Genomic DNA, 16704 nt, shown 5'->3' on the forward strand with positions numbered 1-16704 from the left:
AATCAAATGAACAAGAATCTGTTGCTTGCTGCTGTGAGCCTTGTCGCGCTCGGCGCGGCTGCACCGGCGGTGGCTGCTGACCTCGCTGCGCGGCCTTACACCAAGGCGCCGGCGATGGTTGCCGCGATCTACGACTGGAGCGGCTTCTACATCGGTGTCAACGGCGGCGGCGGTTCCGCGCATTCGACCTGGGATCTCGTCGGCGGTGGCCGCGAGGGTTCGCACGATGCGACCGGCGGCACGGTCGGCGGTCAGATCGGCTACCGCATGCAGTCGGGCCAGTGGGTGTTCGGCATCGAAGGTCAGGGCAACTGGGCTGACTTCTCGGGCGACAACGTCAGCGCGATCCCGGGGTTCGGGACTCGCAACCGCTCGAAGATCGACTCGTTTGGTCTGATCACCGGTCAGATCGGCTACGCCTGGAACAACGTCCTCATTTACGCCAAGGGCGGTGCGGCTGTCGTCGGCGGCAAGTACGAAGTCTCGACCATTGGCGGCGCGCTGCTCTCGTCGGCCGACCAGACCCGCTGGGGTGGTACGATCGGTGCAGGCCTCGAGTACGGCTTCGCGCCGAACTGGTCGGTCGGCGTCGAGTACAACCACATCTTCCTGCAGGACAAGAACGTCACCTTCGCGCTGGTGCCCTCGACCGACCGCATCCGTCAGGACGTCGACATGGGCCTCGTCCGCCTGAACTACAAGTTCGGCGGCCCGAGCCTCGGCCGTTACTGAGCAGAAGCCTGATCTCGATCGCTCGACTTCGAGCGGTCGGCGGAAGCCCCGGCCATCGGCCGGGGCTTTTTTGTTGTTCAAGTTCAGCGGGTTAACCATTCGGTTTCGAGGTGGCGAAGACGGCTTGACTCCTGAGAACGAAATGAGAACAATGTTCTTCATACGTTCTCGCCATGGAGCAAGCCATGTTCAGGATTTTCGTCGAAGAAGCCGCCGCGCTGGCCTCGATCGCGCTGTTTGTCGGGATGATCGCGATCTGGGCCCAGGTGCTCCCGCAGCTCTAGGCGCGGGCCTAGGTTGGGGAAAAGCAGGACGACGCGGCTGATCGGCCGCTCCGGCGTGGACTCTGGCAGCGTGGCGCCCCACCATTGTGGGGCGAGTCGGCCAGGCGAGTGCAGGATGCCTCCGGTGCCGGCGACCGCTCCATCTCATCTGCAAGAGGCCGTCACGCGACCATGCCGAGCGCCGGATTTGTCCACCTTCACGTTCACTCGGCCTATTCGCTGCTCAAGGGCTCGATCAAGATCGCCAAGCTCGCCGAGCTAGCCAAGAAAGACCATCAGCCGGCGCTGGCGCTGACCGACACCGACAACATGTTCGGTGCGCTGGAGTTCTCCGACAAGATGGCGGGCTCCGGAATCCAGCCGATCGTCGGCTGCGAACTCGCGATCGAATTCGGCGACCAGGATCCCACTGCCCGCAACGCGCTTCTGCCCTCGCGCGTGGTGCTGCTGGCCGCGCAGGAGCGCGGCTACCGCAGTCTGATGCGGCTGAACTCGCGCGCGTTCCTGGAGACGCCCGACACTCATGCCCCCCACATCAAGTTCGACTGGCTCGAAGGCGAGACCGAAGGCCTGATCGCGCTGACGGGCGGTCCGGACGGGCCGATCTCGCTGGCGCTTGCCGGCGGTTATAGCGAGCTCGCGGCGGCGCGCTGCGAGCGTCTCGCCAGCCTGTTCGGAGACCGCCTCTACATCGAATTGCAGCGCCACAACACCGAGAAGGAGCGGCGGGTCGAAAGCAGCCTGATCGACATCGCCTACACCAAGGGCCTGCCGCTGGTTGCGACCAACGAGCCGTATTTCGCCGCGACCGACGATTACGAAGCCCATGACGCGCTGCTCTGCATCGCCGGCGGGCGGCTGATCGCGGAGACCGAGCGCGAGCAGCTCACGCCCGATCATCGCTTCAAGACCCGCGCCGAGATGGCGGTGCTGTTCGCCGACATTCCGGAGGCGCTGGCCTCGACGGTCGAAATCGCCGAGCGCTGCTCGTTCCGGCCGATGACGCGCAAGCCGATCCTGCCGTTCTTCACGGTCGGCGCTGCCGCAAGCTCCGATGCCGCCTCCGTCGAGGCGGCCGAATTGAAGCGGCAGGCAGAGGAGGGGCTCGCCAACCGTCTGCGCGTGCACGGGCTGTCGCAAGGCACGACGGAAGAAGATTACAACGCGCGGCTTGCGTTCGAGCTCGACGTCATCATGCGCATGAAATACGCGGGCTACTTCCTGATCGTCTCCGACTTCATCAAATGGGCGAAGGGGCAGGGCATTCCGGTCGGGCCGGGCCGCGGCTCCGGCGCAGGCTCGCTGGTTGCGTGGGCGCTGACCATCACCGACCTCGATCCGATCAAGTTCGGCCTGCTGTTCGAGCGCTTCCTCAATCCGGAACGCGTCTCGATGCCGGACTTCGACATCGACTTCTGCCAGGACCGCCGCGGCGAGGTGATCAGGTACGTCCAGGAGCGCTACGGCCGCGACCAGGTCGCGCAGATCATCACCTTCGGTACGCTGCAGGCCCGCGGCGTGCTCCGCGACGTCGGCCGCGTGCTGCAGATGCCCTATGGGCAGGTCGACAAGCTCACAAAACTCGTGCCGCAGAATCCGGCCGCGCCGGTGACGCTGGCGGCGGCGATCGAGAGCGAGCCGAAGCTGCAGGCGTTCCGCGACGAGGACCCGGTGGTGGCGCGCGCCTTCGACATCGCGCAGCGCCTCGAAGGCCTGACCCGCCACGCCTCGACGCATGCGGCCGGCATCGTGATCGGCGATCGGCCGCTGAGCGAACTCGTGCCGATGTATCGCGATCCGAAATCCGACATGCCGGTGACCCAGTTCAACATGAAATGGGTCGAGCCGGCCGGCCTCGTGAAATTCGACTTCCTCGGTCTGAAGACGCTGACCGTGCTCGACGTCGCGTGCAAACTGCTCAAGCCGCGCGACATCCATGTCGATCTCGCCACGCTGCCGATCGACGATGCCGAAAGCTACCAGATGCTGGCGCGCGGCGAGGTGGTCGGCGTGTTCCAGGTTGAAAGCCAGGGCATGCGGCGCGCGCTGGTCGACATGCGTCCCGACCGTTTCGAAGACATCATCGCGCTGGTCGCGCTCTATCGACCGGGTCCGATGGCGAACATCCCGACCTATTGCGCGCGCAAGCACGGCGACGAGGAGCCGGAATATCTCCACCCCGTGCTGGAGCCGATTCTCAAGGAGACCTTCGGCGTCATCATCTACCAGGAACAGGTGATGCAGATCGCGCAGGTGATGTCGGGCTATTCGCTCGGCGACGCCGACCTGCTGCGCCGCGCCATGGGCAAGAAGATCCGCGCCGAGATGGAGAAGCAGCGCGAGATCTTCGTCGCAGGCGCAGTGAAGAACGGCGTGCCGAAGGGGCAGGCCGACACCATCTTCGAGCTGCTGGCGAAATTCGCCGACTACGGCTTCAACAAGAGCCACGCTGCGGCCTATGCGCTGGTGTCCTACCACACCGCCTACATGAAGGCGCATTACCCGGTGGAGTTCATCGCGGCGTCGATGACGCTCGATCTCAACAATACCGACAAGCTCTCCGAATTCCGCGCCGAGGCGCAGCGCCTCGGCATCAAGGTCGAGCCGCCCAACGTCAACCGTTCCGGCGCGACTTTCGAGGTCGGCGACAAGACCATCTACTACGCGCTCGCGGCGCTGAAGGGCGTCGGCATTGCGGCCGTCGAGCAGATCATCGCGGAGCGGACCAAGAACGGCTTGTTCACCTCGCTCGCCGACTTTGCCGCGCGGGTGTCGCCGCGCGCGATCAACAAGCGCATCATCGAAAGCCTGGCCGCCGCCGGCGCATTCGACACGCTGGAGCCGAACCGGGCGCGGGTCTTCGCCGGCGCCGATTCGATTCTCGCCGCATGCCAGCGGGCGAACGAAGCCGCAACCATCGGCCAGAACGACATGTTCGGCAGCTCGGCCGACGCGCCGACCATCATGCTGCCGCAGATCGAGCCCTGGTTGCCGGCCGAGCGGCTGCGCCGTGAATATGACGCGATCGGCTTCTTCCTGTCGGGACATCCGCTCGACGATTACGCCACCGTGCTGAAGCGGCTGCGCGTCCAATCCTGGGCCGAGTTCTCGCGCGCGGTGAAGACCGGCGCCACGGCAGGCAAGGTCGCGGCCACCGTGGTGTCGCGCATGGAGCGGCGCACCAAGACCGGCAACAAGATGGGCATCATGGGGCTCTCTGACCCCACGGGTCACTTCGAGGCGGTGCTGTTCTCCGAAGGCCTCGCGCAATATCGCGACGTCCTGGAGCCGGGCGCCGCGGTGCTGCTCCAGCTCGGCGCCGAGCTTCAGGGCGAGGACGTCCGCGCGCGCGTGCTCCACGCCGAGCCGCTGGACGAGGCCGCGGCCAAGACGCAGAAGGGCCTGCGCATCTTCGTGCGCGATACCAAGCCGCTGGAATCGATCGCCAAGCGTCTCGCCGGCCCCGACATGGCCGCTTCGAACGGCGCCGCGCCGAAGGTAGGCAGTCCCGGCACCGCGCCCCGCTCCAACGGCGACGGCGAGGTCTCGCTGGTCATGATGCTCGACCTCGAGACCGAGGTCGAGATGAAGCTGCCCGGCCGCTTCAAGGTCTCGCCGCAGATCGCCGGCGCCATCAAGGCGGTCGCCGGCGTCGTGGACGTGCAGCAGCTCTAGCCACACGCACGCTGTTGCAGGCGATTGCATGTTTTGCGTGGGGGATGCCGCCGCCCTGTTGCAACCTGTCGCTGTTTTCCGTTAGCATGCGCTCGGGGAAAAAACCTGGGGTCGTGATGCTATTGCGTGGGCTGGTATTGCTCGTGGCTGCGGCACTGCTGTGCGGCTGTGAGACGGCGAGGAGCGGGCTGGGATATTCGGAAACGGTACGAAAGCTGGGTCCGCCGAAAGCCGGGCAGGCCCGCGTCGTCGTGTTTCGCGAGAAGGGCTTCGGCGGCATCGGCGATCCGGACTGGGAATTTTCCCTCGACGGTACGCCGATCAAGGGCCTGAAGACCGGGACATATGTCTATGTCGATCGCCCGGCAGGCCAGCACCAGTTCGTAGCAGAGGAAGCAGCGCTCGGTGTCACGCGCGTGGACTTCTCGGCGCAGTCGGGCCAGACCGTGTTCTTCGTAGCGCGCTTCAGTCAGCGCAAGAGCGCCATGATCGCGAATGCGAGCACTGGGGTGCTGGGCTGGGGTCTCACGCTTGCGATGACGTCCGGCTATAAAAACCAGGGGCCGCTGGATTTCCTGCCTTTGGATGAACCGGCCGCCCGGACGACGATCGCAGAGCTTCGGTTGGCGGAATAGCCCCGCGCGAATTCGGTCCCGCCCGCACCGTCATTTGTGGTGTCGTCACAGCGTTGCGGCTATGATCACCGTGAGGCCGTTGGCCCATCGCGCCGGGAGGGATCGTGACATGTGCGACAAGTGCAATGAATCCCCACATGAGAGGATCGCGCCGTCGCGGCGGTCCGCGATGTTGTTGGGCGCCTCGGCGCTCGGCCTCGCCCTGACCGGCAGAGCCTTCGCCAAGGAGACCAAGACGCCGCCAAAGCCGCAGAACGTGCTGTCGCCCGACGCATCATTGAAGCGCCTGACGGAAGGCAATGCGCGCTATGTCGACGGCGTTTCGCGGCGGCACGATTTCAAGCACGAGCGCGAGGCGCTGGCCGGCGGACAGAATCCGTTCGCGGCCGTGCTGAGCTGTGCCGATTCGCGCATCGCGCCGGAATATGCCTTCGACGCCGGCCGCGGCGATCTGTTCGTCTGCCGCGTTGCCGGAAATTTCGCCGGCACCGAGACCATCGCCAGCATGGAATACGCGGTCGCCGTGCTGAATACGCCGCTGATCCTCGTGCTCGGCCATGACGCTTGCGGTGCGGTCGATGCCACGCTGAAGGTGATCAAGGACAACAAGCCGCCGCCGGGCCATATTCCCTCGCTGGTCGATGCGATCGCGCCCGCCGCCAAGGCTGCGATGCAGCAGGGTGGGGACGTCCTCGACAAGGCGATCCGGCAGAACGTCATCGACAACGTCGCGAAGCTGAAGTCGGCAGCGCCGATCCTCAATGCGGCCGTGGAGCAGGGCAAGCTGAAGGTCGTCGGCGGCATCTATCGGCTCACGACGGGAACGGTCGACCTGATCGCGCAGATCTGACGAGACGGACCGGCTCGCGCCGGCTCGTTGTCGCGAGGCTGACGCAGGCGCCCGGCGTTGGTGCCGGGCGCCATGCCGCCGCCTCAATCCAAGCCTTCGCTATTTGGAAGCCTTTCGTTCAATTGGAAGCCTTTCGTTCAAGTGCCATTCAGCTGGCCACGCGTCTGATGCGTGGCGGCACCTCAACAACAAAAACGGGCAAGCAAGCCATGCGTGGGACGCTCAAAGCCTTCATTTGCCTCCTCCTGCCGGTCGCGGTCCTTGCCGCAGGCGCGCCGGATCCGGCGCGTGCGCAGCAGCAGGAAAAGCGTATCGCGCTCGTGGTCGGCAACGGCGCCTACGCCAAGTCGCCGCTGGCGACGACGGCAAACGATGCCGGCCTGATCGCGCAGACGCTGCAGGCGGCGGGCTTCGACGTCGTCGGCGCGCGCGATCTCGACGGCGACACGCTGCGCAAGAGCTTTCGCGATTTCATCCAGAAGGCGCAGGCCTCAGGCCCGGGCACCGTTGCGATGGTCTATCTCGCCGGCTATGGCGTGCAGCTTGCGGGTGAGAACTACTTCATCCCGGTCGATTCCAACATCACCCGCGACACCGACATTCCGACCGAAGGCCTGCGCATCGGCGACTATCTCCGCCAGCTGGCTTCCGTTCCGCTCAAGGCCAACATCGTCGTGCTCGACGCTGCGCGGGCGCAGCCCTTCGTGGAGGGCGGCCAGCAGATCGCGAGCGGACTTGCGCTGGTCGAGCCCGACGCCAACATGCTGATCGCTTTCAACGCCGCGCCGGGCACGGTGGCGCCCGAGGAGCCCGGACCTTACGGCATCTATGCGCAGTCGCTGGCGGAGATGATCCGCACCGGCGGCCTGCCGCTGCCCGAGGTGTTCGACCGCGTTCGCCTGCGCGTCAACGAGGCCAGCAAGGGCGCGCAAGTGCCCTGGAACGAGCAGAAGATTTCCGCCCAATTCTCGTTCTTCGAGCGCGGGCCCGACGCGCCGCCGCCTGAGGCCGCACCCGACCAGGTCGCCGCGATCCGCAACAAGCCGATCCGCGATCTCGGCGTGCAGGATGCCTATGCCGCCGCGCTCACGCGCGACACGCTGCCGGCCTACGAAGAATTTCTCACCGCCTATCCCGGCGACCCGCTGTCGAAGCGCGTGATGGCCATCGTCGCGGCGCGCCGTGAGGCCATCACCTGGCGGCGAACCTATCGTACCGACACGCCGGAAGCCTATTGGTCGTACCTGCGTCGCTATTCGCGCGGTCCGCATGCGGCAGATGCGCGCCGGCGCCTGGCGATTCTCACCGCGCCGGCCGAGCCGCCGCCGAGCTTCGCGATGATCGACTACGACGTGCCGCCACCGTCGCCGGAGGAGGTGGTCTATGTCGACCGTCCCGTGCTGTATTTCAGCGATCCGGATTTTGGCTTCGCGCCGCCACCGCCGCCGCCGGTCTACTATCTGCCGCCGCCGCCGCCGGATTTCGTCGTGCTGTCGCCGCCGATGACGGTGATCGGCCTGTTCGTGCTGCCGCAGCCGATGTTCGTGCCGATTCCTGTGTTCGTCAGGACGCCGCTCTATGTTGCTCCGCCGCCGAACAACATCATCTATCAGAACATCCATAATCGGACGGTCATCAACACGGTGATCAACCAGCCGCCGGCACCGCCGGCGGGCGCGGGTGCCGGAGCGAGCAATCTCACGCCGGCCATTGCCGGGCGCACCAATCCGGCTGGTCCCGCCATGCCGCAGGCGGCCGTGCAGCGCGCCGCCCTGATTCAGCAGGGCAAGGCGCCGATGCCAGCGAGCGCAACGATGCAGCCGACGGCGAGGCCAGGAACGCCCCCGGCGACGCCCGCCAATGCCGCGCCGACCGGGACGCCACCGACCGCTTCACCTGCCAGTCCACTTGTCAGTCCACTTGTCAGTCCACTTGCCACGCCAGCGGCCAAGCTGCCCCAAGCCAACACGCTGCCGGTTCCCGGCACCCATGGCGGTCCGCCCGTACCGCCAGCGGGAGCCGGGCCTCTGCCGGGCGGCAGACCCGTGCTGCCCACGGCCACTGCACCCGGCGCGCCGCTGCCGAACCATCCGGGGGCGCCGACCACTGCTGCTCCCGGCACCACGCCGCCAGCCCATCCCGGTGCGCCGACCGGCGCATCGGCGACGGCGCCAACGGCGACAAACCCGGCCGCTGTCCCCGGCCAACTGCCGAAGCCGCCGGTGGCCCAGACCCCGCCCGGGACCGGGCCTGGGGACCATGGCAAGTCCGCGATCCGCGAGCCGGCTGGTTCGCCGTCTGCTGCCCGCACGCCTCCGCCTCCTGGCCCAGTTGGACGACCGGTCACGCCGCCGTCCTCGGCGGCGCGGGAGCCGATCCGGCCGCAGCATCAACCGACCGCTGCTCCCGCCCAAGCTGCCCGGCCGTCGGCACCACCACCGAGGCCTCAGGCAGTGGCCCGGCCGGCGCCTCCGCCTCCGCCGCGTATTGCGCCGCCGCCACCGCCACGGGCAGCTCCGCCCGTGGCGGTCGCTCGGCCGGCGCCGCCGCCAATGGCGCGACCCGCGGCGCCGCCGGTCGCCCGGCCGGCGCCACCTCCGCCGCCCCGGATGGCCGTCGCGCCACCGCCGCCGCCGCGCCCGGCAGCCCCCCCACCGCGTCCTCCGGCTCCGCCGCCGGCGGCAAAGAAGTGCCCGCCGAACCAGCCCAGATGCTAGGCAGGGGCTAGGCCGCAGCGTGGTCTTTACGGAAGGGGGCCTCTCGCGGGCGAAAGCCGCCCCGAAAGGCCCTTATTTCCTTGCTTCTGGTCGAAATCGCGCTATACACCGCGCCATCTCACACGGAAGCATGGCTCACAAGGCCGTCCGGTGGCAGCCGGGGCGACAACGCTCTGTCCTGCTCACACGCTTCCGGAGGAACCAACCGGAGAATTAGAACGATGGCACTACCCGATTTCACTATGCGTCAGCTCCTCGAAGCCGGCGTGCACTTTGGTCACCAGTCTCACCGCTGGAATCCGAAAATGGCGCCGTTCATTTTCGGCGCTCGCAACAACATCCACATCGTCGACCTCGCGCAGACCGTGCCGTTGCTGCACAACGCCTTGCAGGCGGTCAGCGACACCGTCGCGAAGGGCGGCCGCATCCTGTTCGTCGGCACCAAGCGCCAGGCACAGGACGGCGTTGCCGACGCGGCCAAGCGCTGCGCTCAGTACTTCGTCAATTCGCGCTGGCTCGGCGGCACGCTGACCAACTGGAAGACGATCTCGGGCTCGATCAAGCGCCTGCGTCATCTCGACGACGTGCTCGCCGGCGGCGATGCCTCCTCCTACACCAAGAAAGAGCGCCTGACGCTTCAGCGCGAGCGCGACAAGCTCGACCGCTCGCTCGGCGGCATCAAGGACATGGGCGGTCTGCCCGACCTGATCTTCGTGATCGACACCAACAAGGAAGACATCGCGATCCAGGAAGCCCAGCGGCTCAACATCCCGGTGGCCGCGATCGTCGACACCAATTCGGATCCGAAGGGCATCACCTATGTGGTGCCGGGAAATGACGACGCCGGCCGCGCGATCGCGCTTTATTGCGATCTGATCGCGCGTGCAGCGATTGACGGCATTTCGCGCGCCCAGGGCGATTCCGGCATCGACGTCGGCGCTTCGGTTCGGCCGGTCGCAGAAGAGCTGCCGACCGCCACGAGCGGCTTCCAGGGCCTCGCCGGTCCGCGCGGCACCTCCGACGACCTCAAGAAGCTCCCTGGCGTGTCGGGCGCGATCGAGAAGAAGTTCAACGACCTCGGCATCTTCCACTTCTGGCAGCTGGCCGAGCTCGATCACGACACTGCGCACAAGATCGGCGAAGAAGTCGGCCTGCCGAGCCGCGCGGACGCCTGGGTGGCCAAGGCCAAGGCGCTGACCGCGGAAGCGGAATAGTCAAAAAGAGCGATGGGTTGGCCGGACAAGCTCCGGCCACCATTTCAGTTGACGCGAATTCCTGAGATGGACCGCGGCGAGGCGATCTGGCCACGCCGCGGCAAACCGGCAGGCAAAAAGGATTTTGAACGATGGCAACGATCACAGCTGCGATGGTCAAGGACCTGCGCGAGTCGACCGGCGCAGGCATGATGGACTGCAAGGCCGCGCTGACCGAAAACGAAGGCAACATGGAAGCGGCGCAGGATTGGCTGCGCAAGAAGGGCCTGTCGAAGGCCGCCAAGAAGTCGGGCCGCGTCGCCGCCGAGGGTCTGATCGGTGCGCTCGTCAAGGGCAACAAGGGCGTCGTGGTCGAGGTCAATTCCGAGACCGATTTCGTCGCGCGCAACGGCCAGTTTCAGGGCCTCGTCAAGATGATCGCCCAGGTCGCATTCAACGTCGGCGCCGATGTCGAGAAAATCAAGGCCGCCAAGGTCGGCGACGTCACGATCGAAACTGCAATCAATGACGCGATCGCCACCATCGGCGAGAACATGACGCTGCGCCGCGCAGCTTCGCTCGAAGTCAGCCAGGGCGTGGTGTCGAGCTACGTCCACGGCGCCGTCGTCGAGGGCGCCGGCAAGATGGGCGTGATCGTGGCGCTGGAATCGCCGGGCAAGGCCGACGAGCTCGCAACGCTTGGCCGCCAGATCGCGATGCATGTCGCGGCCGCCAACCCGCTGGCGCTCGATCCGTCCGGTCTCGATCCGGCGGTCGTCAAGCGCGAGAAGGACGTGCTCGCCGACAAATATCGCCAGCAGGGCAAGCCCGAGAACGTGATCGAGAAGATCGTCGAGTCCGGCCTGAAGACCTATTACAAGGAAGTCTGCCTGCTCGAGCAGGCCTTCATCCACGATACCGGCAAGTCGGTGGCGCAGGCGGTGAAGGAAGCCGAAGGCAAGGTCGGCGGCGCGGTGAAGATCGCGGGCTTTGTGCGCTATGCTCTCGGTGAGGGAATCGAGAAGCAGGAAAGCGACTTCGCGGCCGAGGTCGCGGCCGCCAGCGGAAAGAAGTAAGCGCCGGAACGTTCCTTCCGGCGTGCCGCCGGAAGCGGCGCCCGGACAAGGAAAGTGCTCATGACTGATCCGGTCTATCGTCGCGTCGTGATCAAGCTGTCCGGCGAATATCTCGCGGGACCGCAGGGTTTTGGCATTGATCAGCCGACCATCGACCGGGTCGCCGACGATCTGATCGCGGCCCGCCATCTCGGCACCGAAGTCGCCGTCGTGATCGGCGGCGGCAATCTCTTTCGCGGCGTCGAAGTCTCCTCGCGCGGCGTGTCGCGCCCGACCGGCGACACCATGGGCATGCTCGCCACGATGATGAACTGCCTCGCGCTCGAAGCCACGATCGAGCGCAAGGGTACGCCTGCGCGCACGCTGTCGGCCTTCGTCATGCCCGAGATTTCCGAGCTGTTCACCCGCACCGCGGCACACAAATACCTCGCCGAGGGTCGGATCGTACTGCTCGGCGGCGGAACCGGTAATCCGTTCTTCACCACCGACACGACCGCGGTGCTGCGCGCAGCCGAGATCGGCGCCCAGGCGGTGCTGAAGGCGACCAATGTCGACGGTGTCTACTCGGCCGACCCGAAGAAAGACCCGACGGCGACGCGATTCGACCGTCTGACCCATTCGCAGGCGATCGAGGGCGGCTACAAGGTGATGGATGCGACCGCCTTCGCGCTTGCCCGCGAGACGTCGCTGCCTATCATTGTGTTCTCGATCGCGGAGCCGGGTTCGATCGGCGCTGTACTGCGTGGCGGCGGCCACGGAACCATTGTCGCCGGCTGACGGCTTGTCGTTGCGCCCTCGAGGGAAGGGTGCGGAGAGGTCGCCGGGATTTTGAAGGAGAAACGTGATGGCCACGGATAATTTCGATCTCAACGAAGTCAAACGCCGCATGCAGGGCGCGATCCAGTCGCTCAAGCACGAACTTGGCGGCCTGCGTACCGGTCGCGCCTCAGCCTCGATGCTCGATCCGGTGCAGGTCGACGCCTATGGCAGCCACATGCCGCTGAACCAGCTCGCCACCGTCAGCGTGCCGGAGCCGCGCCTGATCTCGGTGCAGGTCTGGGACAAGTCGATGGTCAAGGCGGTGGAGAAGGCGATCGTCGATTCCAATCTCGGCCTGTCGCCGGCGACCGAAGGCCAGGTGCTGCGCCTGCGCATCCCGGAGCTCAACGAGGAGCGTCGCAAGGAGCTCGTCAAGGTCGCGCACAAATACGCGGAAGCCGCCAAGGTCGCCGCGCGCCACGTCCGCCGCGACGGTCTCGACGTCCTCAAGAAGCTCGAGAAGAATCACGAGATGTCCGAGGATGATCAGAAGCGCCACGCCGACGACGTGCAGAAGGCGACCGACGGCACGATCTCCGAGATCGATCAGTTGCTGGCCGCCAAGGAAAAAGAAATCCTCACCGTTTAAAGCGCGCTGGATCGCGCTTTAGGTTATTGTTCGCGCATGATCTTTTCGGAAGGCCGCTTCGCACTCTTCCGGATCATGCTTTAAGGCAGCCTCATGTCCAACGCCGCCGCGCCCGCAACGGAAGGACCCGATCGGTCCGATGCGCCTGCGCATGTCGCCATCATCATGGATGGCAACGGACGTTGGGCGGCCGCGCGCGGCTTGCCACGGGCGGAAGGCCATCGCCGCGGCGTCGACGCCCTGCGCCGCGTCGTTCGCGCGTCGCATGAACTTGGCATCCGCTATCTCACCATCTTCTCCTTCAGCTCGGAAAACTGGTCGCGTCCGGCGAGCGAGATCGGCGATCTGTTCGGCCTCTTGCGCCGCTTCATCCGCAACGATCTGGCGAGCCTGCATCGCGACGGCGTCAAGGTACGCATCATCGGCGAGCGGGACGGGCTGGAGGGCGACATCTGCGCACTTCTCAACGAGGCGGAGGAACTGACGCGCGACAATACGCGGCTCACGCTCGTCGTCGCCTTCAATTACGGCTCCCGCCAGGAGATCGCGAAGGCGGCGCAGAAGCTCGCGCGCGAAGTCGTCGAGGGCCAGCGCAATCCTGATACGATCGATGCCGAGACCCTAGGGGCGCATCTCGACGCACCCGACATTCCCGATCCCGATCTCATCATCCGCACAAGTGGCGAGCAGCGCCTGTCCAACTTCCTGATGTGGCAGGCCGCCTATAGCGAGCTTGTCTTCGTGCCGATTCACTGGCCGGATTTCGACAAGGCGGCGCTGGAAGGCGCAATCGCCGAATTTGCCAGGCGCGAGCGCCGTTTCGGCGGCCTGGTCGCGAAAACCGCCTCGTGAGCGACCCCGACTCCGCACCGGCCGGCTCTCAGCCTACCCCGAGCAATCTCGTGATGCGAATCCTCGCGGCGCTAGTGCTGGCGCCGCTCGCCATTGCGCTCGCTTATGCCGGCGGCTGGCTGTGGGCGCTGCTCGTCACCCTGGTGTCGATCGGACTGTTCGCGGAATGGCTGACGGTGGTGGGCGCAGGCTCGACCGCGCTGACCGGGGCGGGGACGATCGTCATCGCCACGATGGGCTTGTGCGTTGCCTTCGGCGCGCTCAAGACTGCCATCATCACCGGCCTGATTGGGGGCGCGATCGTGACGGTGATCGCGCGGGGCAAGTTCGTCTGGGCGGCCTCCGGATTCGCCTATGCGTCGGCGGCGCTACTCGCCTCGATCCTGCTGCGGAAGGATCTCGTGAACGGCTTCGCCGCGCTGATGTTCGTGCTGCTCGTGGTGTGGGCGACCGATATCGGCGGCTATTTCGCCGGCCGCGGCATCGGCGGACCGAAGCTGTGGCCGCGCGTCAGCCCGAAGAAGACCTGGGCAGGGGCGCTCGGCGGCTTTGCCGCGAGCCTTTTGGTCGCGGCCGGCTTTGCCGCTTGCGGGATCGGAAAGATGGCTCCATTGCTGCTCGTCGCCGCGGTCCTCTCGGTCGTGTCGGCCTGCGGCGATTTGTTCGAATCCGCGGTCAAGCGGCGCTTCGATGTCAAGGATTCCAGTCACTTAATTCCCGGCCACGGCGGGCTATTGGACCGTCTGGACGGTTTTGTCGCTGCCATCCTGGTGGCATGGATTATCGGCTTCCTCCGCCATGGTGTGCATAGCGCCGGAAGCGGTCTTATGGTTTGGTGAAGATATGAGCGCGGTTCCATTGCGTAACAACAAGGCTGCGGCGTCGACCGTCCGCAGCGTCACGGTTCTCGGCGCCACCGGCTCGATCGGCGACAGCACGATGGATCTGCTGCGCGCCTCTCCCGAGCGCTACCGTGTCGAGGCGCTGACGGCGAACAGCAATGTCGAGGCGCTGGCAAAGCTCGCGAAGGAGTTTTCCGCGCGCTTCGTCGCGATCGCCGATACCTCAAAATTTGCCGAGCTCAAGGCTGCGCTCGCGGGCACCGGCACCGAATGCGGCGCCGGCGAAAGCGCGGTGATCGAGGCCGGCGCGCGTCCGGCCGATTGGGTGATGGCCGCCGTGAGTGGCGCGGCCGGGCTGAAGCCGGCACTGGCGGCGGTCGATCGCGGCGCGCATGTCGCGCTCGCCAACAAGGAATGTCTCGTCTGCGCCGGCGATTTCTTCATGCAGCGCGCGGCGAAAGCGGGCGCCTGTATCCTGCCCGCGGATTCCGAGCATAACGCGCTGTTCCAGGCGCTCGCCTCGGGCAATCGTGACGAGCTCGTCCGTGTCATCATCACGGCCTCCGGCGGTCCGTTCCGGACCTGGAAGCCTGCCGACATCGAGCAGGCGACACTCGCGCAAGCCCTGAAGCATCCGAACTGGAGCATGGGCCAGAAGATCACGATCGATTCCGCCTCGATGATGAACAAGGGGCTCGAGGTGATCGAGGCCTCCTATCTGTTCGCGCTCTCGCCGGACGAGATCGACGTCCTCGTTCATCCGCAGTCGATCATCCACGGCATGGTCGAGTTCTCCGACCGCTCAGTCATGGCCCAGCTCGGCTCACCCGACATGCGCACGCCGATCGCGCATTGCCTCGGCTGGCCCGACCGCATCAAGGGTCCCGCCGCCAAGCTCGATCTGGCCAAGATCGGCCAATTGACCTTCGAGGCGCCGGATTTCGAGCGCTTCCCCGGGCTGCGCCTGGCCTTCGATTCGCTCCGGACCGGGAAGGGGGCGACCACCGTCTACAACGCCGCCAATGAGGTCGCGGTCGCCGCCTTCATCGCGGGCAAGATCCGGTTCGGCGCGATTGCCCGGCTGGTGGAGGCGACGCTGGACGACTGGGTTCGTGGCGGGAACCAGGCCCCGCTGACATCAGCGGACGATGCAATCGCTGTTGACCATGTTGCGCGAAATAGGGCTGCCGCCCTATTGCCTCAAATTGCCTTAAAGGCATCCTAGATGGTTCGGGGCCAGGGCCTTGCGGCGCTGGATGAGGGAATTCGATGATCGACTTTTTCGTCCATAGTTTCAACACGTTGAGCCATGGGCTCCTCGGCTACGCGGTTCCCTTCCTGTTCGTCCTGACCATCGTCGTGTTCTTCCATGAGCTCGGCCATTTCCTGGTCGCGCGCTGGGCGGGCGTTCGCGTGTTAACTTTTTCGCTCGGTTTCGGACCTGAGCTGGTCGGCTTCAACGACCGCCATGGCACCCGCTGGAAGATCTCGGCGATCCCGCTCGGCGGCTACGTCAAGTTCTTCGGCGACGAAAGCGAGGCTTCGACCCCGTCATCCGAGAAGCTTGCGGCCATGACGGCCGAGGAGCGCGCCGGCAGCTTCCATCACAAGAAGGTCGGCCCGCGCGCCGCCATCGTTGCCGCCGGACCGATCGCCAATTTCATCCTGGGCGCGCTGATCTTCGCCGGCATGGCGCTGTATTACGGCAAGCCGAGCACGATCGCGCGCGTCGACGGTGTCGTCGCCGACGGCGCTGCGGCGGCAGCCGGCTTCAAGATCGGCGACGTCGTCGTCCAGATCGACGGCAAGCCGATTGAAAGCTTTGCCGACATGCAGCGCATGGTTGCAATGAATGCTGGTTCGCCGCTTGCCTTCCAGGTTAAGCGCGACGGTGCCATCGTGTCGCTGACCGCGACGCCGGCGCTGCTCGAGCGCAAGGATCCCTTCGGCAACAGCCACCGTCTCGGCGTGCTCGGCGTCGAACACAAGTCCCAGGCCGGTGAAGCCTCGACGTCGCCCGTCGGCGTCGGCGAAGCGCTCAAGATCGGCGTGGAGCAGGTCTGGTTCATCATCACCAGTACCTTCAAGTTCCTGGGCTCGTTGTTCGTCGGGAACGGCAATCCGAACGAGGTCAGCGGCGTGCTCGGCATTGCCAAGATGTCGGGGCAGGCGGCCAGCGCCGGGTTCCAGTTCGTGATCAACCTCTGCGCGGTGCTATCGGTGTCGATCGGCCTGCTGAATCTGTTCCCGATCCCGCTGCTCGATGGCGGTCACCTTATGTTCTATGCGGCGGAGGTTGCCCGTGGTCGGCCCCTGTCAGAGCGGACTCAGGAGATGGGGTTCCGAATCGGGCTGGGCTTGGTGCTGATGTTGATGGTGTTTGCGACCTATAACGACATCCTGCGGATGGCCGCATCCTGATAGGGGCTTTTTTGTGGCG

13 protein-coding genes are annotated in these 16704 nt (G+C 65.9%); all 13 read left to right on the top strand.

Annotated features, from left to right (window positions below):
* Nucleotides 1-6: 6 nt before the first annotated feature.
* Nucleotides 7-732: an outer membrane protein gene (locus IVB41_RS23485; protein WP_247435389.1), complete on the top strand. Its 726-nt coding sequence runs from the start codon at nucleotides 7-9 to the stop codon at nucleotides 730-732.
* A 455-nt stretch (nucleotides 733-1187) separates the two neighbouring features.
* Complete coding sequence (dnaE, locus tag IVB41_RS23490) at nucleotides 1188-4691, top strand: DNA polymerase III subunit alpha (protein WP_247435392.1); 3504 nt, start codon at nucleotides 1188-1190, stop codon at nucleotides 4689-4691.
* Nucleotides 4692-4834: 143 nt separating this feature from the next.
* Nucleotides 4835-5326, top strand: coding sequence for a DUF2846 domain-containing protein (locus IVB41_RS23495; protein ID WP_247397549.1), 492 nt, complete (start codon nucleotides 4835-4837; stop codon nucleotides 5324-5326).
* 109 nt (nucleotides 5327-5435) lie between these two features.
* Entirely contained in the window at nucleotides 5436-6176 is a 741-nt protein-coding gene (locus IVB41_RS23500; protein ID WP_247435396.1) for a carbonic anhydrase, read from the top strand.
* A 209-nt stretch (nucleotides 6177-6385) separates the two neighbouring features.
* Nucleotides 6386-8893, top strand: coding sequence for a caspase family protein (locus IVB41_RS23505; protein ID WP_247435400.1), 2508 nt, complete (start codon nucleotides 6386-6388; stop codon nucleotides 8891-8893).
* A gap of 221 nt (nucleotides 8894-9114) precedes the next feature.
* Nucleotides 9115-10107, top strand: a complete 993-nt coding sequence (locus IVB41_RS23510; protein ID WP_027518198.1) for a 30S ribosomal protein S2 — start codon at nucleotides 9115-9117, stop codon at nucleotides 10105-10107.
* A 131-nt stretch (nucleotides 10108-10238) separates the two neighbouring features.
* The gene (tsf, locus tag IVB41_RS23515; protein ID WP_027567156.1) at nucleotides 10239-11162 is read left to right on the top strand and encodes a translation elongation factor Ts; all 924 of its coding nucleotides are present in this window, start codon (nucleotides 10239-10241) and stop codon (nucleotides 11160-11162) included.
* Nucleotides 11163-11222: 60 nt separating this feature from the next.
* On the top strand, nucleotides 11223-11939 hold the full coding sequence (gene pyrH, locus IVB41_RS23520) for a UMP kinase (protein ID WP_018455040.1): 717 nt from the start codon (nucleotides 11223-11225) through the stop codon (nucleotides 11937-11939).
* Nucleotides 11940-12006: 67 nt separating this feature from the next.
* Nucleotides 12007-12570: a ribosome recycling factor gene (frr, locus tag IVB41_RS23525; protein ID WP_027518196.1), complete on the top strand. Its 564-nt coding sequence runs from the start codon at nucleotides 12007-12009 to the stop codon at nucleotides 12568-12570.
* A gap of 93 nt (nucleotides 12571-12663) precedes the next feature.
* Nucleotides 12664-13422, top strand: a complete 759-nt coding sequence (locus IVB41_RS23530; RefSeq protein ID WP_247435403.1) for an isoprenyl transferase — start codon at nucleotides 12664-12666, stop codon at nucleotides 13420-13422.
* Between the two features lie 53 nt (nucleotides 13423-13475).
* Nucleotides 13476-14261: a phosphatidate cytidylyltransferase gene (locus IVB41_RS23535; RefSeq protein ID WP_249802767.1), complete on the top strand. Its 786-nt coding sequence runs from the start codon at nucleotides 13476-13478 to the stop codon at nucleotides 14259-14261.
* Between the two features lie 4 nt (nucleotides 14262-14265).
* Entirely contained in the window at nucleotides 14266-15489 is a 1224-nt protein-coding gene (gene dxr / locus IVB41_RS23540; RefSeq protein ID WP_247435409.1) for a 1-deoxy-D-xylulose-5-phosphate reductoisomerase, read from the top strand.
* 44 nt (nucleotides 15490-15533) lie between these two features.
* Nucleotides 15534-16685 (top strand): RIP metalloprotease RseP, encoded by a 1152-nt coding sequence (rseP, locus tag IVB41_RS23545; protein WP_027567151.1) that lies wholly within the window; start codon nucleotides 15534-15536, stop codon nucleotides 16683-16685.
* The last annotated feature ends 19 nt before the right edge of the window (nucleotides 16686-16704 follow it).

It is taken from the genome of Bradyrhizobium sp. 44, from assembly GCF_023073095.1.
Classification (GTDB): domain Bacteria; phylum Pseudomonadota; class Alphaproteobacteria; order Rhizobiales; family Xanthobacteraceae; genus Bradyrhizobium.